This is a genomic window from Bartonella tribocorum CIP 105476 (genome assembly GCF_000196435.1).
Classification (GTDB): domain Bacteria; phylum Pseudomonadota; class Alphaproteobacteria; order Rhizobiales; family Rhizobiaceae; genus Bartonella; species Bartonella tribocorum.
In genome coordinates, this window is the sequence record NC_010161.1 from 2454734 (window position 1) to 2475863 (window position 21130).

Below are 21130 nucleotides of genomic sequence, written 5' to 3' on the forward strand. Positions count from 1 at the left end.
TATTAAAATTATAATAATGATAAGAAATGCTGGGCTTTTTAATTGTCAAAAAGAGTAATATTAAAATGAAAAAACGATTTATTATAATAGGAATGATTACCCTTTTAGGAATGATAAATTTAACTCTAACGTCTAACCTGAGTTGGAGTTCTGGCGCTCAGGGTTCAACTGTCCAAATCGCTTCCTCAACAGAATATCTAAAAATTATTGAGTTGTTAAAAGAAAAAATTAAAGTAACCGAAGAGCAGATCGATAACGCGAAAAAAGTCTATCAATCTATAAAAGGAAGTAGAGTAACGGAACTAAGAATAAAAGGGGGTGGGGATTTTTTCTTACACGATATGCCTGTCTACGCAGAACTAAAAGACTACCATAACAAAAATATGGATCATTATCCCAATATCAAAGATATTGCATATTCTGTTTATCGTGAAGAGCAAAGGGCAAACTTCTGGTCGTTTTCGCCTAATAAGATGCGGGAGATAATTAATAAGCGCCTTCAATATAGTGGCATTGTGAGTAAAGCCGTAAGCTTGCAAACTTTCAAAGACGCAGAGAACCGCTTTACGCAAATTATCAATTTCTTAAATGAGATAGATAGAACAATGAATCTGGCGGAAGTTTTTGAGCTGCAAACACGCATCAGGAACATGTCATCCATGCTCCAAAATGAATATGCAAAGTTACAAATGGTCAGAAATTTACGCGATAATGAAGAGCTCCTTATCGACATACAAAAACGTAAATTGTATGGAAAAATAATAAGCTATCAGCTCACAAGTATGCCTAGGGTAAGACTTTAGCAAATAAAGCTCTTTACAACATTTGCTTTTTTCATGAACACAAAAGCCAATGTATAAGGTTTAGTATTAACTCCACAATTCAAAGAAACGCAGAGATTTTATCAAAGCCAAGATATCGTGGTGAAAATGCTTAGGGAATGTATAAATGCAAATGAAGCATTTAGCATGTGTCTATGTTCTCATGTGATGAAAAATTGAAAATTCATTAAAGAGGAATGCCATGAACTTCACTATGTTCACGCAACTTTTCAATAAAATTAATCAGATAACACAAACATATGTCACGGGTATTTCCTCAAAAGCAATTGCTACAATTACACCTTTCGTTTCAATTGGAATCACCATCGCTTTCATCATCTATGGATGGCTTATCATTCGGGGCGCTATCGATATGCCACTCTCCGGATTCGTAAACCGTTTCCTGCGAATAAGTATTATTACTTCAATAGCTCTCACCTCAGGACTTTATCAAAGTGAAATTGCAAATTTGATAACGCAAATGCCCTATGAGTTCTCAAAAGCGCTCATGACAAATCCACTCACTGATACACAATTAATGAATTTACTTGACAAAGCAGCAACCAAAGGATTCCAATATGCAGGTCGTCTTTTCCAGGAAACCGTCTTCTTCGAGGCCAATGGATTGCTTTACAGCCTCTTAGGTATCCTTATCTTGCTGGCAACAAGTTCCGTCGTGGCAATCGGCGGTGGTCTCGTTATACTGACAAAAATCGCCATTACACTGCTCGTAGGATTGGGCCCTATCTTCATCATTGCTTTGCTCTGGCAACCAACCTATCGCTTTTTTCAGCAATGGTTAATCCAAGTCGTAAATTATGTAATCCTCTTTCTACTCTTAGCGACTGTCTTTAATCTGATGATGAATATCTTTGCAAACTATTTGAGTGATATGGGACTCGATTACAACCAGAATGTAGCAGCCATGTTTGGGGGAGCGCTCATCTTGTCCATTATATCCATCATGCTGTTACTCAAACTATCAAGCATGGCCCATTCTCTCGCAAAAGGCATAGCATTTGGACATCTATGGAGACATAGAAACTAGAGAATGTAGAAAGAAATGATTCTCGTAACAGAAACTTTAAATCCATAGGACAAAATAACTAAAATAGCCAAGCCTACAATGAAAAATATTTGCACTAAAATTGAATTATTTTCGTCAATTAAAATACGAAATTAAGAAAAGATAAATTATCACAAATTATATGCTTTACTTTATTATTAAAATTATAATAATGATAAGAAATGCTGGGCTTTTTAATTGTCAAAAAGAGGAGTGTTAAAGTGAAGTCGGTCGTTTTTATAATTTTGATTGCAAATCTTTTATCGGCTTGTGCATTAGCACCAAAGCTAAAACAACCTAATGATAGAAACCGTGTGCCTATTAATAAAACAATCCCTGCCGAAATTAAGCGAGGAGACAGATGAAAAAGCAATTTATTATAATAGGGGTGATTACCCTTTTGGGAATGATGAGTTTGGCGCATGCATCGGGTTCTCCTCAAACATATACATGCAATTTTCTAGAGTTGGGACTTGCAGAATATCAAAAGAATACATTTGGAGCAGACCTCACTGGAATCCTAGAAAAATGTGCACAATCTCCATCACCTACTCCACCGCCACAACCTGCCCCACCGCCACAACCTGCCCCACCACCACAACCTGCTCTACCAGAAGAATATTCGGAAATCCTTCAGCTTTTAAAAAAAGGAGAAATTATTGAGCTCTTAAAAAAACAACTTGACTCGAAAAGACAACAACTTTCACAAGTAGAAAAAGCTTATCAGGCTATAACAAAGAGTCAGAAAACAAACCCAAAGCAAATAGACTTTTCTAGTTTTTTTCTTAAAGAGCCAGAATTTCTCTATACAGACAGTAAGCTTTCAAGGCAATCGTATCGAGAGGTCTTGGAGGAAGAAAACAAAGTTTCTGGGAATTTTGATCAAATCAGCAAAGCTATTTTTGGGCGTTTACAATCTGTATCGGTTCAAGATAAAGCTGTGAGTTTGGAAAGTTTTGAAAACGTAAAAAGTCGTTTTCAATACCTCAGAGGACTACTCGATGAGCTTCAAACAAAAGAAAAACTGAAAGACATTGCAGACCTTCAAGCACATATCGATGGTACATTAGCTATGATCCAAAATGAATTTATAAAAATGGAAATGGTAGCGTATTTACATGACGCTGAGCAATCACTTATCAAAAGGAAAAGACGCGAACTTGATATGATGTTTTTTGACCATGAAAAAAACCAGATGCCGATCATACGGTGAACACAAAAGCCGATGTATAAGGTTTAGTATTAACTCCACAATTCAAAGAAACGCAGAGATTTTATCAAAGTCAAGATATCGTGGTGAAAATGCTTAGGGAATGTATAAATGCAAATGAAGCATTTAGCATGTGTCTATGTTCTCATGTGATGAAAAATTGAAAATTCATTAAAGAGGAATGCCATGAACTTCACTATGTTCACGCAACTTTTCAATAAAATTAATCAGATAACACAAACATATGTCACGGGTATTTCCTCAAAAGCGATTGCTACAATTACACCTTTCGTTTCAATTGGAATCACCATCGCTTTCATTATCTATGGATGGCTTATCATTCGGGGCGCTATCGATATGCCACTCTCCGGATTCGTAAACCGTTTCCTGCGAATAAGCATTATTACTTCAATAGCTCTCACCTCAGGACTTTATCAAAGTGAAATTGCAAATTTGATAACGCAAATGCCCTATGAGTTCTCAAAAGCGCTCATGACAAATCCACTCACTGATACACAATTAATGAATTTACTTGACAAAGCAGCAACCAAAGGATTCCAATATGCAGGTCGTCTTTTCCAGGAAACCGTCTTCTTCGAGGCCAACGGATTGCTTTACAGCCTCTTAGGTATCCTTATCTTGCTGGCAACAAGTTCCGTCGTGGCAATCGGCGGTGGTCTCGTTATACTGACAAAAATCGCCATTACACTGCTCGTAGGATTGGGCCCTATCTTCATCATTGCTTTGCTCTGGCAACCAACCTATCGCTTTTTTCAGCAATGGTTAATCCAAGTCGTAAATTATATAATCCTCTTTCTACTCTTAGCGACTGTCTTTAATCTGATGATGAATATCTTTGCAAACTATTTGAGTGATATGGGACTCGATTACAACCAGAATGTAGCAGCCATGTTTGGGGGAGCGCTCATCTTGTCCATTATATCCATCATGCTGTTACTCAAACTATCAAGCATGGCCCATTCTCTCGCAAAAGGCATAGCATTTGGACATCTATGGAGACATAGAAACTAGAGAATGTAGAAAGAAATGATTCTCGTAACAGAAACTTTAAATCCATAGGACAAAATAACTAAAATAGCCAAGCCTACAATGAAAAATATTTGCACTAAAATTGAATTATTTTCGTCAATTAAAATACGAAATTAAGAAAAGATAAATTATCACAAATTATATGCTTTACTTTATTATTAAAATTATAATAATGATAAGAAATGCTGGGCTTTTTAATTGTCAAAAAGAGGAGTGTTAAAGTGAAGTCGGTCGTTTTTATAATTTTGATTGCAAATCTTTTATCGGCTTGTGCATTAGCACCAAAGCTAAAACAACCTAATGATAGAAACCGTGTGCCTATTAATAAAACAATCCCTGCCGAAATTAAGCGAGGAGACAGATGAAAACAAAACAAGCAAAACCAGTGAAAGCTGAACAACTTAGCAGTTATTACGAAGAGAGTCGTGGTCTAGAAAGGGATCTCATAAACGAATTTATAAGGTCGCGCAGAACAGCATGGCGTGTAGCGAGTGCTGTTGGTCTTTTTGGCTTATTCGGTATGATATGTGGGGTTGTTGGATTTTCTCAACCAGCGCCTACACCTTTAGTGTTACGCGTTGATAACACAACAGGTGCTGTTGATGTTATCTCAATTATGCGTGAGCACGAAGAAAGCTATGGTGAAGTTGTAGATAGATATTGGCTCAATCAATATGTGCTTAACCGCGAAACTTATGACTATGATACCATTCAACTAAACTATGGCACAACAGCTCTTTTAAGTGCAGCAGCTGTTCAACAAGAATATTATAAAATCTATGATGGGGAAAATGCACGGGATAAAGTGCTTTCAAACAGAGCACGTATCACAGTTAAAGTACGGTCAATTCAACCTAATGGACTCGGTCAAGCAACCGTACGTTTTACGACTCAACAACTTGATAGCAGCGGTGCTGCTAATGGACCAAAACAGCACCAGATTGCAACAATTGGTTACACCTATGTGGGTGCACCTATGAAATCATCTGATCGATTGCTTAACCCCCTTGGTTTTCAGGTAACAAGTTACCGTTCTGACCCAGAAATACTGTTGAATGATTAAGGAATTGATTGTTATGAAAAAACTTGCATTCGTTGTTCTATTATCTTCATTTTCTTCTCTTTATACAGTACCTGTACAGGCGCTCAAAAGTCCGACAAATTCGCAATATGATCACCGCATTCGTTATATAACATATAACGAAGCCGATGTAGTTCAAATTGAGACAGTTCTTGGTGTGGCAACACATATTATTCTTGAAGAAGGTGAACAGTATATCACTCATGCCTTTGGTGATTCAGAAGCCTATGCCTTTGCTCATAAAGGGCGGCATATTTTTATTAAACCAAAAGCAGAACTTGCCAATACCAATCTCATCGTTGTAACGGACAAACGGAGTTACAAATTCCGACTACAATTTCGAAATGACCGTGCAGGATCAACCTATGAATTGGCTTTTCATTATCCCGATTCAAACGATGAAAAGTCAGAAGAAAACAACCGACGCCTTGCGATTGAACGCGGTTTTCACCAAAGCGTAAAAGGTTATAATCTTAGTTATACCATGAGCGGTCATCAAGATATTGCTCCGATCAATGCTTGGGACAATGGACGTATTACTTACTTCAAGTTTCCTGCTAACATGGATATGCCATCAATCTATGTCGTAGATGCTGAAGGGAATGAAAGCTTAATTCCACGCACCGTCATCGGCAGTTCTAATGATATTATCGCCGTTCATAAGGTCAATCCTAAATGGCTCATACGACTTGGTAAACGTGCTCTAGCTGTTTTTAACGAAGCCTATGATCCCCATGGTATACCAAACACAACAGGAACAGTATCTTCGGTGGTTTACCGCATAAATAAAGGAGGAAAATAATGTTTGACAATAAGGAAGGAGATGAAAAAGGCAAAAAACTGGACAATATAGAGCAAAAACATATTGAAAATGCCTATGAAAGCTCCGAACTAGGTTCAGAGCACCGTCCGACAATTCCAGGTACCCGTGTATTATTAATCGTAGGACTTATTGTCATCGTAGCGGTACCAATTGCTTTGACTTGGAAAGCTTTTAAAATGCGTAATACCGTAGAAATTGAGGAAGAAAAACCGCAACAAACGGTACAGCAAATTATACCAAGCTATACCCCGCGGGTTATAGAAGAGCCAAAGCTTGTAGAAGAATCAGAAAAATCAACACCAATAGAAGACTCAAGCCTAGATATTTCACCGGCCTTGGCTAAGCTTCTTCAAACAACCGTTCCCCCACATATGATTCAAGATTCTGAAGAATTAGCGCGCAGACGTATGCTCAGTTCTAGTCTTAACAATGGTGGAAGTGAAGGATCTACGGAGACAAATAAAGCATCGAATGACAACAGTGGTGCATTAAATCTCCAACCTGTACGCTTAGGTCAATCACATGCGGCGCAACTTCGTAACCGTGATCTCTTAATTACGCAAGGAACGCAAATAGATTGTACGTTGGAAACAAAAATTATTACCTCACAACCAGGGATGACAACATGTCATTTAACGCGGGATATTTATTCTACAAGTGGTCGTGTTGTTTTGCTCGATCGTGGTTCTAAAGTCGTTGGTTTTTACCAAAGTGGCTTACAGCAAGGGCAAACACGTGTTTTTGTGCAATGGTTACGTATTGAAACGCCTTCTGGTGTTATTGTCAATCTTGACTCACCTGGGACCGGTCCTCTTGGTGAAGCAGGTATCGGTGGCTGGGTTGATAGACACTTTTGGGAGCGGTTTAGTGGCGCAATTATGGTGAGTATCATCGGTGATTTAGGAGAATGGGTGAGAGGTAAAATTAATAAAAGTAGCAAAGAGAATAAAGAGAACGCACAGCCACAAGGAGCTCATAATGCTGAACTTATAGTAAACGATGTTATTCAAAATTCAATCAATATAACACCAACACTTTACAAACACCAAGGCGAACGAGTAAATATTTTTGTTGCTCGTGATCTGGATTTCAGCGATGTCTACAGTCTCGTCACACGTTAACCCTATACAAAAAGATCAAGCAGTTTCTCAGCTTCTGCAGCCGCTTGATCGTTTCTTAGAAGATCGGAAGATCACTGAAATATCGATCTGCCGCCCCTGTGAAGTATGGACAAAAAACTTCAACGGGTGGCAGGTCCATAGCGTACCAGAGTTAACAACAGCTTTTTTGCAAACGCTTATTACAGCTATTATCGTTTATAACGGTATGGCTCCCAGAAGTATTAATTATGTGCTATTGCCTGGTGGACAACGTGGTACAATTATCCAAACGCCAGCTGTCGTTGATGGTTCTCTTTCCTTTGTAATTCGTAAACATTCTCTCATAGTTAAAACGTTAGAAGAACTCAAAGAAGAAGGGGCTTTTGATGATTTTTCCGATGTAAGTTTTAATAAACCTTCAGCAAAAGAAGCCAACAATTTCTTATCGAAGCATGACTTCACGCGGTTGGAACCATTTGAAGTTCAACTCTTACAACGTAAACGTGAGGGAAGAATTCTTGAATTTTTGGAAGAATGTGTCCTTCACAAACGCAACATTATCATTGCAGGCAAGACAGGATCTGGTAAAACAACATTTGCCCGCTCACTCATTGAAAAAGTTCCTGTAGAAGAGCGTATTATCACGATTGAAGATGTTCATGAGCTTTTTCTACCCAATCACCCTAATCACGTAAATATGATTTATGGTAACAATGTGGGTCGTGTTTCAGCGGAAGAATGTCTAGATGCATGTATGCGTCAATCACCTGACCGAATTTTTCTTGCTGAGTTGCGAGGCAATGAGGCATGGGAATATCTCAATTCACTCAACACAGGTCATCCAGGATCGATTACAACGACGCACGCCAACAGTGCTTTACAAACATTTGAGCGATGTGCCACCTTGATTAAAAGATCAGAGGTTGGTCGCCGACTCGAGCTAGAAATGATAAAGATCGTTCTTTACACAACAGTTGATGTCGTGTTGTTCTTTAAAGATAGAAAACTTTCTGAAGTTTTTTATGACCCGATTTTTGCTAAATCAAAAATCGCTTAAAAGAGGTCTTCTTTCTCGATAATAGCACTCAAACAAAAAGAGCCGTAACAAATTGTTACGGCTTTTTATTATACATCCTCTCTTCTCTTTGCTTTTCCACTGTATTTTCTACACTCTTCATGAACAAAAGAAGAAAAAACTAAACAGACAACAACTTCACAAGAAAACAAAAGGAGACTCTATTCTTTTGCCTTTGATCATACTCTCTATTTATCTTTTGAAAATGTATATTTGATTCACAAGAGAAAAAATGATGACAAAATAAATATTTCAACAAAAAGAAATGAATAAATTTTGATTCACCTATCAATAAGAACTTTGTGAAATAGATACCGATCATCATCAATAATTATCGTCATAAATACAAAAGCTTATTTTAAGTAATCAATAAATATTTTTTTACCCAAACAATCTTCAAAGACAGAGAACCTCATACAAATAAACGATCATTCTGCTTTAGCATCTATAAATCACATTTTATTTAAGAAAGGGGTATAGTCGCCTATTGATTTCTTCTCCCTCGACGAAAAAAGATTCTTATCCTACACCAACTTGTAAACAATCAAATTTCTCTAAAAAAAAAGCTTCACTAACCATATTACGTGGAGCTCATATCCTCACCTTCAAAAACAATGTTCATAAACTATATAGGCAAATCCTAATCATAGATATTCCCGCCCTCTTCTCAAGACTTCAAAAAAGCGAAAGTTCTGACAAGCATAGACCGGTAATTCCACTTCTTAAGACGCATCCCATTGATTTATAAAGAGTGTTCATTGTCTTACATGTTGGATAAAACACCTTAACATTGCAGGATTATTTCATTCCAAATCTGTTTATATTGAATTAACCAAAACAACTTGCGTGCATGTTACAAGCGAGGAATCTTGCGTGGATAAAACTGTATAAGAAAGCATTAAAAATGCCTCTTATGAACCATCTCAAACGCCAAGAACTAGTTAATATTGGGAGCGAACAAAGTGTGTGATGGTACCGGTTTGCTCCTTCATAAGCGTAAAGATGGGAGTGCTCTATAGATTTTATATTATTTCCATGAGAGCTTTATCGTTATACCATTCTGTGCCATCACAAAATGGGGGTGACGAACGTTGAAAAATGTTTGCTTAAAACAAACCCGTGAATGTGCAACTGGGTAGCGCTTTGTTTTACGTGAAGGGCGTGACCCCATTAAAAAACGTGAAAAACAAAAGCGTGAGACAATGCGTAATCTCCATTATTTAAAAGATATTGCTCTAGATGCTTTTGAAAGTCGTAAAGCTGAATTAAAAAATGATGGTAAAGATGGAACTTGTTTTTTACCATTACGCCTTCATATTCTCCCTAAATTAGGGTGTTTACCCGTTTCAGAAATTACGCAAACAGAGATACGCAATACCCTTGCTCCTATTTGGCATACAAAAGCAGGAACAGCTCGTAGAGCTCTTAATCGTCTTAATCTTTGTCTCAAACATGCGGCTGCCTTAGAATTAGATGTTGATTTACAAGCAATAAAAAAGCACGCGCTCTCTTAGGAAAACAACGCCATAAAATCAAAAACTTACCTGCAATGGATTGGAAAGATGTGCCTACTTTTTATAAAACACTTTGCCAAACAACAAACCTTACACAACTGGCTTTGCGTTTGCTTATTCTGACAGGCATTCGCTCTAACCCTTTACGTCATATTCATAAAGATCAAATTGATAATGATATATGGACCATCCCTACTGAGGATATGAAAGGAAAGCGTGATGCTACAACAGAATTTCGTGTCCCCTTATCATCTGAAACACTAAAAGTAATTAAACAAGCCCGTTGTATCTCTAAAAGTGATTTCATCTTTTCTTTTTCTAGTCGGGCTCCTATACCACCTATGGTTATGTCAAAATATATGAGGAAAATTGGACTAAAAACCTGTCCCCATGGATTTCGCCCTAGTTTACGTGATTGGCTCACTGAGACAACAAATGCCTCCCCCTATGAGGTCGCTGAAACCATTCTAAGTCATACAGTAGGAAAACAAGTAGAACGTGCTTATCGTCGGACTGATTATCTAGAACAACGCTGTGTCTATATGGAGAAATGGGCGGCTTATGTCACAGGACAATCTTAAGATATGGGGTGCATAACCCCATGATCTGTGGATAACTTTCGCTCTCTTTTCTCTCATTCCATCTCAATAAAATTTATCACGTGTCACATAAGTTTTTTTATTGTAAAATATTGTTTTCTATAAATAAAATACCTTCAAAAAATGAACCAAAATGTGTTTAATAAATGCTTATGACTTGTTTCTATTTTTGAGAATGAAAGGATTTTAAAATGACAGAAAACGATATTCTTTTAACAGACCGTGAAAGTGCAAAATTGCTTCATATGAGTGTCTCAACTTTCCGTCGTCATGTTACCAATGACTCTCTACCAAAACCTTTAAAATTTGGTTTTTTATCCCGTTGGTTACAATCGGATCTTATCAATGTCCTCAAGCAAGCAAGACAGCAACGTAAAAGTTACACAGCATAAAAAGCCTTGTCACGTAAGAACGGACAAGGCTTTCTCAAACTCATCACCTAAAAGATAGCAAAATCCGTCCTGTGACGCAAGTAACAAGATTACTAAGCGTACTTCCCTACGTCATATTGGCTTCACACACAGCGTTTTGATTGTTGATTATTAACGGCAAAACTTAGTGTTGATATTTAAGAGTGTTTTTATACTTTTTACAATACAATCTATTTAAGCGCTTCTCGACACTTCGCTTCGGAATGACAGTACCAGGACGATACATTGGAATTCTATCATCTTTACAATTTTCACCCATTTTCCATTTTTACTTTTATAGTGAAATCCTGATTGAATCATACAACTATGAATCATAGCCCATTCATTGAAACCCAATTTACTATTTTCCAAATCTGTATTATTAAGGAGATGGTATACCACACTCTAAGGATGCTTTTCCTACCTCCGTAAAGTCTACACCTGGCTTTTCCCATATAACAAAATATATTGAAGGAGGTTTACCTGAGTTACAGGCTGCTATGCTTAAAGGGACTATCCCACTTAATAAGTTTAAAATTTTCTTCATTTTTCCCCTCTTTGAATGGACTTATTTTTAATGAAATGGCTCGCCTGTTGATTATTTTATCTCTAGTTTTCAAAACAGTTCATAACTGAAAGAATGAATTGAAGGAACAATTCCGCACAAGCATGGGAACACATGAATGTGGGGATTGTAGTTTACACAAATAGCAATATTTAAGGTTGGCATTTACGGCTATTTTTGTACTTTTTACAAAAAGGGCTGTTTAAGCGCTTTTTGACGCTTCTCTGTGGAACAACAGCGCCCGGTCGACAAATGAGAAGATCCTCGGCTTTATGATTCTCACACCAAGTCCCCCCTCCCACTTTATCACGGAAACCAGCTTGAACCATACAAGCTTCTATGGTTGCTATTGCATTATAGCTAAGCTTTCTGCTTTCTGGATCGACATCATAAGGAGTTGGCATGCCACATTCTAACAAGGCTTTGCCTATTTCAGTAAAATCAGTAACACCATTTTTCTCCCACGTAGCCACCTCTCCTGGAGGAGGTTTGTTAAATTAACATCCTGCAATACCTAATAAAGTTACAGCACCTAATAGCTTTAAAATTTGTTTCATTTTTTGCTCCATGATTTAATTCAAGGTTTTTGTTCACGATGAGATAAACCATAGCGCACTTTACACTTATCACTCGCATGTCCAAGACAAGTATGGGGACTTACGGGATTTGTGATCACTCTCAACCATTCTTTCCAAACGTTGCTGCCAGCAGGTATTGTCTCGTAAGTATAGCCATTTCCGCCAATAATTTCTGCTTACAAGGTCATATCTATGACCATCAACACCAATCGTGGTTTGTTTGCCACCACTCACATACTTTAACAGACCGGATGCCGCCAAAACATTAGCCGCTGGTCCATAAAGACTGACAGTTGTATTGCCAGCTACATCATTGACAACTTCTTGTTTGAAAGAATTCATCATATTAAAGCCTGTCAGACTGTCACAACTATGAACATCAAAATGCAATCCTGTGTTCCCATAGCGAGACATCAAATCTTTTGCTTCTTGTGTTGAATTGGTCAAATCCCAAAAATTATTTTCCAGAAACTTCTGGTATCACGCGCCAAATCACTGAATATCAGCAGTGTTTGTGATATTATAGTAAAAACGTATCGTAAAATTACGAACTGTCATCACTCCTTTATTTCATTTAAATGATTTACATGCGTTATAATGTTTGTATTATTTTTTATGCTCTATTGATATAAGGTGATCTTCTTTTATAAAAAAACGATCAATTGAATCATGCATTAAAGCGAGAATTTTGATACAAATTTAATAAAAATAAAAACACATAGCATATTGTTTTTACATAGATTGCTGTTTTAAGTGTTTATTTTACCCACAAGACTAATGTCTTTTTAAGGAAATTATAATTATGTTGACTATCTTATGGAAGCCAATAAACTTTTAGAGATTAAATCTTAAGAAGCACAAAAAAACACGGTTTTTCGTGTTTTACTTTACTGTTCATGAATCGGTTACTTTGCAAAGATAGGAATCAATCATGAACTTTCTTAAGCTCATGCCATTGCAAGGATTTTTGCTATAAGAATGACTTCATTTTTAGGGGTTAATTCGCTTTGAGAACGATCATAGTTACCACCTCCCCCTTATAAGAGGCTAATGCGCTCTTAAAGATCAAATTCCTCAAGGGACATACCATTTCTGGCTTTGACCTTCACTTTCATGAATGAGTAATTCTTTAAAGGCGGCGTTCAACCATAAGTTTTTTAATTTCAGCAATCGCTTTCGCCGGATTTAATCCTTTTGGACAAGTTTGCGTACAATTCATAATCGTATGACAGCGATAAAGGCGGAAAGGATCTTCTAAATTATCAAGACGTTCACCACACATCTCATCACGTGAATCCGCAATCCAACGATAAGCTTGGAGCAAAACAGCGGGGCCCAAATAGCGATCACCATTCCACCAATAACTCGGACATGATGTCTGACAACATGCACATAAAATACATTCATAAAGACCATCAATTTTTTGGCGGTCGGAGTGACTTTGTAACCACTCTTTCGCAGGTTCAGGCGAAACAGTTTGCAACCAAGGCTCAATGACTCGGTGTTGGGCATAAAAGCGATTTAAATCAGGAACCAAATCTTTAACAACCGGCATGGAAGGCAGAGGATAGACCTTAATGGGGTGTTTTACATCATCCATACCTTTGGTACAAGCCAATGTATTGGTCCCATCAATATTCATCGCACAGGAACCGCAGATGCCTTCACGGCATGATCGGCGAAATGTCAAAGTTGGGTCAATATGGTTTTTAATAAACAAAAGCCCATCAAGAATCATAGGACCACAAGCAGAACGATCGACATAATAGGTATCTAGATGAGGATTTTCCTCATCATCAGGCGACCAACGATACACGTGAAATTCCGTCAGCTTTGTAGCCCCTTCAGGTTTAGGCCAAACCTTTCCTGGTTTTACTTGAGAGTTTTTGGGAAGTTTAATTTGTACCATAATTCATTCTCCCCTTAGTAAACCCGTTTTTTAGGTGCAATGCGTTTTAAGTCGATACCCCCATCTGCTTCAGATGTTAAGGGTTCAACATGGACAGGTCGATACGACAAGGTTACCTTACCATCTTTTGACAAATGTGAAAGGGTATGTTTTCGCCAATTTTTATCATCACGCTCTGGATAATCTTCACGAGCGTGAGCACCACGACTTTCTAAACGTGCTTCAGCAGAATGAACCGTCATGATTGCATTCGCCATGAGATTTTCGAGCTCTAATGTTTCGACCAAATCAGAATTCCATATCAGGGAACGGTCTGTGACTTTAAGATCAGACAATTCCCCCCAGATTTTATTCATCCGTTGACATCCTTGTTTCAAAGAATCTTCTGTCCGGAAGACAGCAGCATCTTCTTGCATCGTGCGTTGCATTTTTTCGCGCAACACGGCTGTTGGCGTTGTTCCTTGAGCAAAGCGTAAACGATCAAAACGCGCCATAATTTCGTCAACAGCTTCTTCATTCAAAGGTGGGATTTCTGCATTCCGATCAATCACTTCACCTGCACGAATGGCAGCAGCACGCCCAAAAACCACAAGATCAATCAATGAATTTGATCCCAAGCGGTTAGCACCATGAACAGAAGCGCATCCCGCTTCACCCACAGCCATCAGTCCTGGTTGAATACGATCAGGCGAATCAGCTGTTGGATTGAGAACTTCTCCGTAGTAGTTGGTAGGAATCCCGCCCATATTATAATGAACCGTTGGCAAGATAGGGATAGGTTCTTTTGTTACATCTACTCCTGCAAAGATCCGTGCTGATTCGGAAATCCCCGGTAAACGCTCGTGCAAGATTGCAGGATCAATATGATTGAGAACCAAATGAATATGATCCTTCTTAGGTCCAACGCCACGCCCTTCACGAATTTCAAGTGTGATACAACGCGAAACCAAATCGCGTGAAGCCAAATCCTTAAAGGAAGGTGCATAGCGCTCCATAAAGCGTTCACCTTCAGAATTGATTAAATACCCCCCCTCACCCCGAGCTCCCTCTGTAATGAGACAACCAGAACCATAAATTCCTGTAGGATGAAATTGCACAAATTCCATATCCTGAAGTGGCAATCCAGCCCGTGCAATCATTCCACCACCATCACCCGTACAGGTATGCGCCGATGTCGCAGAAAAATAAGCACGTCCATAACCACCGGTCGCAAGAACAACCATTTTGGCAGAAAAACGGTGTATTGTACCATCATCAAGATTCCACGCGACAACCCCCGTACAAACCCCATCTGTCATGATGAGATCAAGAGCAAAATATTCAATAAAAAATTGCGCATTATGCTTTAAGCTTTGTCCATAAAGCGTATGCAAAATGGCATGACCTGTACGATCAGCGGCTGCACAAGTCCGTTGAACAGGTGGACCTTCACCAAATTGTGTCGTATGTCCACCAAAAGGACGTTGATAAATTTTGCCTTCTTGCGTTCGTGAAAAAGGAACGCCATAATGTTCTAATTCATACACAGCAGCAGGGGCATTACGCACCAAATATTCCATTGCATCAGTATCCCCCAACCAATCAGAACCTTTCACGGTATCATATAAATGCCACTGCCAATTGTCAGGTCCCATATTTGAAAGCGATGCAGCAATCCCCCCTTGTGCTGCAACCGTATGTGAGCGCGTTGGAAAAACCTTTGTGATACAAGCTGTCTTTAATCCTTGTTCTGCCATACCCAATGTTGCACGTAATCCTGCACCACCTGCGCCAACAACAACAACATCAAATTTATGATCTACAGTATGATAAGGGGCGTTACCTGCTTTAGCGCCCAAAGATGATCTTGTACCCGCCATATTTGTTTAACCCCCTAATGCAATCTTCAAAAGAGAAAAAATAATGACACCGCCTATGAAAAAACAAAATAAAATATTTAATATCAAAAAGAATAACCGGAAACCTTCGCGTGGAATATAATCTTCAATCACCACCTGCATAACAAGTTTCATATGATAAATGACTGAAAGAGTCATCAATCCCATCAAAATAGCAACAATAGGATGTGCAAGTCTTGCACGCACAATAGCATAGTCCTTACCCACAAGAGAAAGAATAAGAACAATCAAAAATATCAAAAGCGGTAGATTGATAAACCCTGTCAAACGCTCTAGCCAAAAATGCTCTGTTCCTTCATGAGCACTCCCACGCCCCCGTACTTTTCCAAGTTCCGTTCGAAAATCTTTTTTCATGTCTCTTTTCACCCCCAGCTAAACAACGGTATATCCAATAATCCAAATCGCAAAAGTAACAATAAGTGAAATAAACACTGTTGCCCAAGCAGTGGCTGTTGCCTTTTCTTTTGCCAAAAGGCAAGGCTTCAGATCCCAAACAATGTGGCGAACACCCCCAACCATGTGATGAACCCCTGCCAAAGTATAAAGAAACAAAATACACAATCCAAACCAAGAACTATAAATTTCGTGAACTGTTCTAAATGTCTCCTCGCCACACGCAATAGCAATTAACCAAACAGCAAAAAAAACCGTGCCAACATAAAGGGCCATACCCGTAATGCGGTGTGCAATAGACATGGCCATAGTAATTGTCCAACGATAAATACTTATATGAGGGGAACGAGGGCGCTCTTTTATCCTAGTTGTCTCTGTCATAAAATATCCTGACCTGGTTTTTGCAACCACAATGAACGAGAAAGTTCGCACAAAACGATTAAATATATTATCTCGTTTTTACTTGTTTGGCATCTCAAGATACCGATATTACAGGTCGGTTGTCTCAAATAACGGATTAAAGGTCACGCATAAAAAAACCGATTACTCCACGGATATAATCCGCAAAACTTGCCTTAATCTAATACACTTTTATCTTCACGTCAAAGGCCTAACATCTTTTCTCAAATATAAACAGACATTTTTTCAAACGATACTTATCCCGTTTGAGTATCTACGATATGTGCAATGATACCCTACACTTCATCCATTATTTAAGAATAAAAAAGAGCCAAAATTTGGATAAATTAAACATTTTTATGTCCCCTCCAAGCCTTTTAGATGACAAAACGAATCGCAAAAAAACACAAGTAAGCGGCATAAAAGCCGCTTTTGCATAAAATTTAACCGATATAATTTTTACTCAGCAACTTGCGTTTCAATATCTGCGCTTACAGGGGTTGTTTCTACTTTCTCAACACCCTTTTCACCCTTTTTTCGATAATCTCTCTTTTCAGCAATACGAGCAGCTTTACCTCTCAAACCACGAAGATAATAGAGTTTTGCCCGACGCACTTTACCACGGCGCACCAGCTCAACAGCTTCAATCAAAGGTGAATAAACAGGAAATACACGCTCCACCCCTTCACCATAAGAAATCTTGCGGACTGTAAAAGTCTCATTCAATCCACCGCCTGAACGGGCAATACAAACCCCTTCATAAGCCTGAACACGTGTCCGCGTACCTTCCGTCACACGCACCATAACACGGACTGTATCTCCTGGTTTAAAGGCTGGAAATTGACGCTTTTCTTCAATTTTTGCACATTGTTCAGCTTCAAGCTGTGCGATAATGTTCATTATTTTTTATCCTTCATGTTCTTTATCGAACAGTCAGAGCGCTCAACTCTTACCCAAAAAGCCTTGTACTACGAATAAGATACTCTTTAGGCTATGCTTACACAGGAGCGAATACACCATTCCTTCATTTTAATTTTGGAACTACAGAAAACCTTTTATTAAAAACTCTCTAAAAAAGAGAGTTATGCCATACACTACCTTATCCTATGAATCAAGTTTTCTGACGATTTTTATCATAACGCGCATAAAGATCAGGGCGGCGTTGACGTGTTAACAATTCGGCTTGGCTTTGACGCCAATCTGCAATCGCCTTGTGATGACCTGAGGTTAACACGGGCGGAATCTCTCGTCCTTCGAAAAGAGAAGGGCGGGTATATTGGGGATGTTCGAGTAAACCATTTTCAAAACTTTCACACTTTGCAGAAGCTTTATTCCCCATCACACCGGGGAGAAGACGTATAATAGCATCTAAGATAACCAGTGCGGCGGTTTCACCCCCTGAAAGAATATAATCACCAATAGAGACTTCTTCTAATTCCCGTGCTTCTATGACTCGCTCATCAACCCCTTCAAAACGTCCACAAACCAATGTTATGCCTGAATCATCAGCCAAACGACGCGCATAAGCTTGATCAAAAGGGCGCCCACGTGGACTCATCAATAATCTTGGCGAATCCTGTGGACAATGATCAAGCGCAGCAGCCAAGACATCTGCCCGCATCACCATACCAGCCCCCCCACCAGCGGGTGTATCATCAACGCTATGGTGTTTATCCAAAGCAAAATCTCTAATCTGCACTGTCTCCAGAGACCAAATTCCGCGTTCTAAAGCGTGCCCTGCTAAAGAATACCCTAAAAAACCAGGAAACATTTCAGGATAAAGAGTTAAAACGCGCGCCTGAAACTTCATTTTTATTTTTCATCCTCATTCTATTCAACAAACTCTTTTAAAGTAAAAATGGTATAAACCAAATCAAATTAACGCTATAGCGTTAATTTGAGTCTTCTTTATCTGTGTCCTATTCAATAGGACCCTTCTCATATTTTCACTTAAAAAAAACTCTAAAAACTCAGGAATGTCTCAATATAAAGTACTATAACATCTGCTCAAAAGTGTATTCTTAATATTTTCATACTTTCCACTTTTTATTGACGAAATTCCTCGGTTCTTTTTTATCTTCACCTTTATTTTTTAGATTCAAGCCATTTCCTTATTGATCATTTTCTTCACCATCTCTAAGGCCAGCAGCCATGGGATCAACAATAAGAAAACCAGAATCCATACAAATTTCTGGTACTGCCACCTTACTAAAAGGAATAAGCATTCTTTTGCCTGTATTCAAACGTATTTCAAGCAAATCACCAGCCCCGAAATTACAAAAACCACACACTTCACCTAAGATTTTTCCCCCATATTCTTGAACACGCAAGCCTATTAAATCAACTTGATAAAACTCATCCTCTCTCAAATCATCAATCAACTGATCACGCATCACATAAAGATGAATCCCTTTTAAAGACTCAGCAGCATTACGATTTTCTACCCCTTTAAAACGGACAATCGCGTTATTTTTTTGTGTGCGAAGAGTTACAATTTCATAAGAACGCCCCATATCATCATAAAGAGTCCCGTAAGACTTGAAACGCTGTGGATCGGCACTTAAAATTTTAACAAAAACATCTCCTCTTATACCATGAGGCATACCAATAATGGCAAGATAGACTTTATTTTTAAGCTTTTCTTTATTATACTTCATGCAAAAACATTATCTCTCAAAAATGGACCCTCAATCTTAATCATTTCTATTCAATCTTGTTGCCATATGAGACAATCTTCTCAAAAGACCTTTCTTGGTAACAAAAACAAATTAATAAAGGAGAAAGTTTTATGGCAAATATTATGCTATTTTACAAAGATATCACGCCAATCAACAAAGTTTCCCATAAAAATCTAAAATTTGCGCCGCCAAGTGATATGTCTTTTGCTAAAGATACGCACTGGGTTCCTTTAGCAAGTACTGAATATTTTCAAGCAGCACTAGACTATCCTATTTTGTTTATGTGCGCCGAAGATGAACAAAAAAAACGGCACTATACATCCGCCGCTCTTGTTGGTCTTTCTAACGACGAAAATGACTATATCGCCTCTGATAAAAGTTGGAAAAACAATACTTATCTTCCGGCTTTTGTCCGTCGCTATCCTTTTGTTTTGGCGCAACTGAGCAATGAAAAAGAACTTTCTGTTTGCTTTGATCAACAGTCAGGGATGTTTAATGAAGTCGCAGGAACAGAACTTTTTAATTCCGATGGCTCTATTTCTCCTTTTATGGAAGAACGTATTCGTTTTCTTGAAAGTTTTAAAATCGCTATGGAGAAAACCTCTGAATTTATTGATGCTCTTGTGGAAATGGATCTTCTCAGTCAAAAATCAATCAATGTGAAAAACGATCAGGGACTCTCAGCGCAATTAGAAAATTTTTGGGTTGTTGACGAAGAGAAATTGAATAAATTATCGGCAAGTCAACTTGCCAAACTTCATAAAAATGGCTTTTTAGGGTTAATTTTTGCCCATTTAATGTCGACGCATAATCTTTTAAAAATCCTCTCTCTTAAAGGTGAAAAGCAACTTATCAATCGTGAAGAGCAACCCGAAAAAAAGAATGATCATTCTAACGATGAACAACCTAAAAAGAAAGAAACCCTCAACTAGATAATGCCTATAAAAAACGACAAGAGAAAAGATGAAAATAGTCCTCTCATTCCAGTAGACCATGCAGTTTTAACGGCAAGGAAAAATTGGTTAGAGTGTCTCGTGAAAACACGTCGTATGTCCGCACAAACAGCGCAAGCCTATGAACGTGATACGCGACAATTTTTATTTTTTCTCTGTCAACACTTAGGCCAAGCCCCAACCCTTAACGATCTTGCTCATTTACGTGTTAGTGATTTACGTGCTTATCTTGCTTATCGACGTACAAACAATGTCAGCGCTCGCTCTTTAAGCCGTGGAGTAGCAGGCATTCGTTCTTTTTTCAAATACCTATCCCGCGAAGGAATTGTCAATGTTCCCGCTGCTCAACTGATCAAAAGCCCCAAACATCCAAAATCACTCCCAAAGCCTTTAGCGATACAATCAGCCCTCCACATCGTTAAACAAGAAAATCAGCTGGAAAACGAACCTTGGATTAACGCGCGTAATGCTGCTGTCCTCATGCTTCTCTATGGCTGTGGAATGCGAATATCAGAAGCCTTAAGCCTCACACCAGAACAATTTTCTGACCCTGAAAAAACAAGTTTATTCATAACAGGAAAAGGAAGAAAAACACGCCTCGTTCCTCTCATCAAAATTGTTTACGAAGCTGTACAAAATTATCTCAAATGCTGCCCATATCCTTTAAGAGATAACCAACCCCTATTTCGCGGTGCGCGAGGGGGGCCCCTACAGCCCGCTATTATTCAGAAAACTGTCCGCAATTTACGTGCAAGCCTTGGTTTACCAGAAACAGCCACCCCCCATACACTACGTCATTCTTTTGCCACCCATCTTTTATCCCGGGGGGGAGATTTGCGAACAATTCAAGAACTTCTTGGGCACGCTAGTCTTTCCACCACACAAACCTATACCCATGTCGATACAGACCATTTGTTAGAAATTTATCAAAAGGCTCATCCTCGTTCTTAAAAACACCTCATCAAAACAATTAAAGTGTTGCAACCTCAAGTTCTAAAGCTCGGACAC

21 protein-coding genes and 3 pseudogenes are annotated in these 21130 nt (G+C 38.6%); 14 read left to right on the forward strand and 10 right to left on the reverse strand.

All coding sequences use genetic code 11. The annotated features are described in order from the left end of the window. Positions 1-26: 26 nt before the first annotated feature. From BTR_RS11125 to BTR_RS11180, 12 genes and pseudogenes are all read left to right on the forward strand, one after another. Positions 27-803 carry a TrbJ/VirB5 family protein gene (locus BTR_RS11125; RefSeq protein WP_012232531.1) on the forward strand — a complete coding sequence of 259 codons (777 nt, stop codon included), beginning with the start codon at positions 27-29 and terminating at the stop codon, positions 801-803. Positions 804-1023: 220 nt separating this feature from the next. After that, entirely contained in the window at positions 1024-1869 is an 846-nt protein-coding gene (locus BTR_RS11130; protein ID WP_012232532.1) for a TrbL/VirB6 family protein, read from the forward strand. A 239-nt stretch (positions 1870-2108) separates the two neighbouring features. Continuing rightward, the gene (locus BTR_RS11135; RefSeq protein ID WP_012232528.1) at positions 2109-2252 is read left to right on the forward strand and encodes a hypothetical protein; all 144 of its coding nucleotides are present in this window, start codon (positions 2109-2111) and stop codon (positions 2250-2252) included. Further along, positions 2249-3100 (forward strand): TrbJ/VirB5 family protein, encoded by an 852-nt coding sequence (locus BTR_RS11140; protein WP_012232533.1) that lies wholly within the window; start codon positions 2249-2251, stop codon positions 3098-3100. The genes BTR_RS11135 and BTR_RS11140 overlap by 4 nt, the downstream gene beginning before the upstream one ends. 183 nt (positions 3101-3283) lie before the next feature. Then, positions 3284-4129 (forward strand): TrbL/VirB6 family protein, encoded by an 846-nt coding sequence (locus BTR_RS11145; protein ID WP_012232527.1) that lies wholly within the window; start codon positions 3284-3286, stop codon positions 4127-4129. A gap of 239 nt (positions 4130-4368) precedes the next feature. After that, entirely contained in the window at positions 4369-4512 is a 144-nt protein-coding gene (locus tag BTR_RS11150; protein ID WP_012232528.1) for a hypothetical protein, read from the forward strand. Continuing rightward, positions 4509-5210: a VirB8 family type IV secretion system protein gene (locus BTR_RS11155; protein WP_012232534.1), complete on the forward strand. Its 702-nt coding sequence runs from the start codon at positions 4509-4511 to the stop codon at positions 5208-5210. Before BTR_RS11150 ends, BTR_RS11155 begins: the two co-directional genes overlap by 4 nt. Before the next feature lie 13 nt (positions 5211-5223). Beyond that, entirely contained in the window at positions 5224-6030 is an 807-nt protein-coding gene (gene virB9 / locus BTR_RS11160) for a P-type conjugative transfer protein VirB9 (protein ID WP_012232535.1), read from the forward strand. Continuing rightward, positions 6030-7172, forward strand: coding sequence for a type IV secretion system protein VirB10 (virB10, locus tag BTR_RS11165; protein ID WP_012232536.1), 1143 nt, complete (start codon positions 6030-6032; stop codon positions 7170-7172). The genes virB9 and virB10 overlap by 1 nt, the downstream gene beginning before the upstream one ends. Continuing rightward, a complete protein-coding gene (gene virB11, locus BTR_RS11170; RefSeq protein WP_012232537.1) occupies positions 7147-8208 on the forward strand; it encodes a P-type DNA transfer ATPase VirB11 in 1062 nt (353 codons plus the stop codon). Before virB10 ends, virB11 begins: the two co-directional genes overlap by 26 nt. 1064 nt (positions 8209-9272) lie before the next feature. Next, a pseudogene (locus BTR_RS12030) lies at positions 9273-10321 on the forward strand (tyrosine-type recombinase/integrase). A 209-nt stretch (positions 10322-10530) separates the two neighbouring features. Next, positions 10531-10731, forward strand: a complete 201-nt coding sequence (locus BTR_RS11180; RefSeq protein ID WP_012232538.1) for a helix-turn-helix transcriptional regulator — start codon at positions 10531-10533, stop codon at positions 10729-10731. A gap of 163 nt (positions 10732-10894) precedes the next feature. Here the strand turns inward: BTR_RS11180 and BTR_RS13630 are convergent. From BTR_RS13630 to rimM, 10 genes and pseudogenes are all read right to left on the reverse strand, one after another. Beyond that, positions 10895-11296: pseudogene (locus BTR_RS13630) on the reverse strand (hypothetical protein). A gap of 170 nt (positions 11297-11466) precedes the next feature. Continuing rightward, positions 11467-11871: pseudogene (locus BTR_RS11190) on the reverse strand (hypothetical protein). Positions 11872-11940: 69 nt separating this feature from the next. Further along, complete coding sequence (locus BTR_RS13245; protein ID WP_051616041.1) at positions 11941-12306, reverse strand: hypothetical protein; 366 nt, start codon at positions 12304-12306, stop codon at positions 11941-11943. Positions 12307-13021: 715 nt separating this feature from the next. Continuing rightward, positions 13022-13801: a succinate dehydrogenase iron-sulfur subunit gene (locus tag BTR_RS11200; protein WP_012232540.1), complete on the reverse strand. Its 780-nt coding sequence runs from the start codon at positions 13799-13801 to the stop codon at positions 13022-13024. A gap of 14 nt (positions 13802-13815) precedes the next feature. Then, the gene (gene sdhA / locus BTR_RS11205; protein ID WP_012232541.1) at positions 13816-15660 is read right to left on the reverse strand and encodes a succinate dehydrogenase flavoprotein subunit; all 1845 of its coding nucleotides are present in this window, start codon (positions 15658-15660) and stop codon (positions 13816-13818) included. Between the two features lie 6 nt (positions 15661-15666). Then, complete coding sequence (gene sdhD / locus BTR_RS11210; protein WP_012232542.1) at positions 15667-16053, reverse strand: succinate dehydrogenase, hydrophobic membrane anchor protein; 387 nt, start codon at positions 16051-16053, stop codon at positions 15667-15669. Between the two features lie 18 nt (positions 16054-16071). Further along, positions 16072-16473 carry a succinate dehydrogenase, cytochrome b556 subunit gene (sdhC, locus tag BTR_RS11215; protein ID WP_012232543.1) on the reverse strand — a complete coding sequence of 134 codons (402 nt, stop codon included), beginning with the start codon at positions 16471-16473 and terminating at the stop codon, positions 16072-16074. A 477-nt stretch (positions 16474-16950) separates the two neighbouring features. Further along, a complete protein-coding gene (gene rplS / locus BTR_RS11220; RefSeq protein ID WP_012232544.1) occupies positions 16951-17391 on the reverse strand; it encodes a 50S ribosomal protein L19 in 441 nt (146 codons plus the stop codon). 211 nt (positions 17392-17602) lie between these two features. After that, positions 17603-18301, reverse strand: coding sequence for a tRNA (guanosine(37)-N1)-methyltransferase TrmD (trmD, locus tag BTR_RS11225; protein ID WP_012232545.1), 699 nt, complete (start codon positions 18299-18301; stop codon positions 17603-17605). Positions 18302-18602: 301 nt separating this feature from the next. Continuing rightward, the gene (rimM, locus tag BTR_RS11230) at positions 18603-19148 is read right to left on the reverse strand and encodes a ribosome maturation factor RimM (RefSeq protein ID WP_012232546.1); all 546 of its coding nucleotides are present in this window, start codon (positions 19146-19148) and stop codon (positions 18603-18605) included. A 131-nt stretch (positions 19149-19279) separates the two neighbouring features. Here rimM and BTR_RS11235 point away from each other — a divergent pair, with 131 nt between their 5' ends. Both BTR_RS11235 and BTR_RS11240 read left to right on the forward strand, forming a co-directional pair. Continuing rightward, positions 19280-20101 carry a SapC family protein gene (locus BTR_RS11235; protein WP_012232547.1) on the forward strand — a complete coding sequence of 274 codons (822 nt, stop codon included), beginning with the start codon at positions 19280-19282 and terminating at the stop codon, positions 20099-20101. A gap of 3 nt (positions 20102-20104) precedes the next feature. Next, positions 20105-21073, forward strand: coding sequence for a tyrosine recombinase XerC (locus BTR_RS11240; protein ID WP_012232548.1), 969 nt, complete (start codon positions 20105-20107; stop codon positions 21071-21073). Positions 21074-21130: the final 57 nt, after the last annotated feature.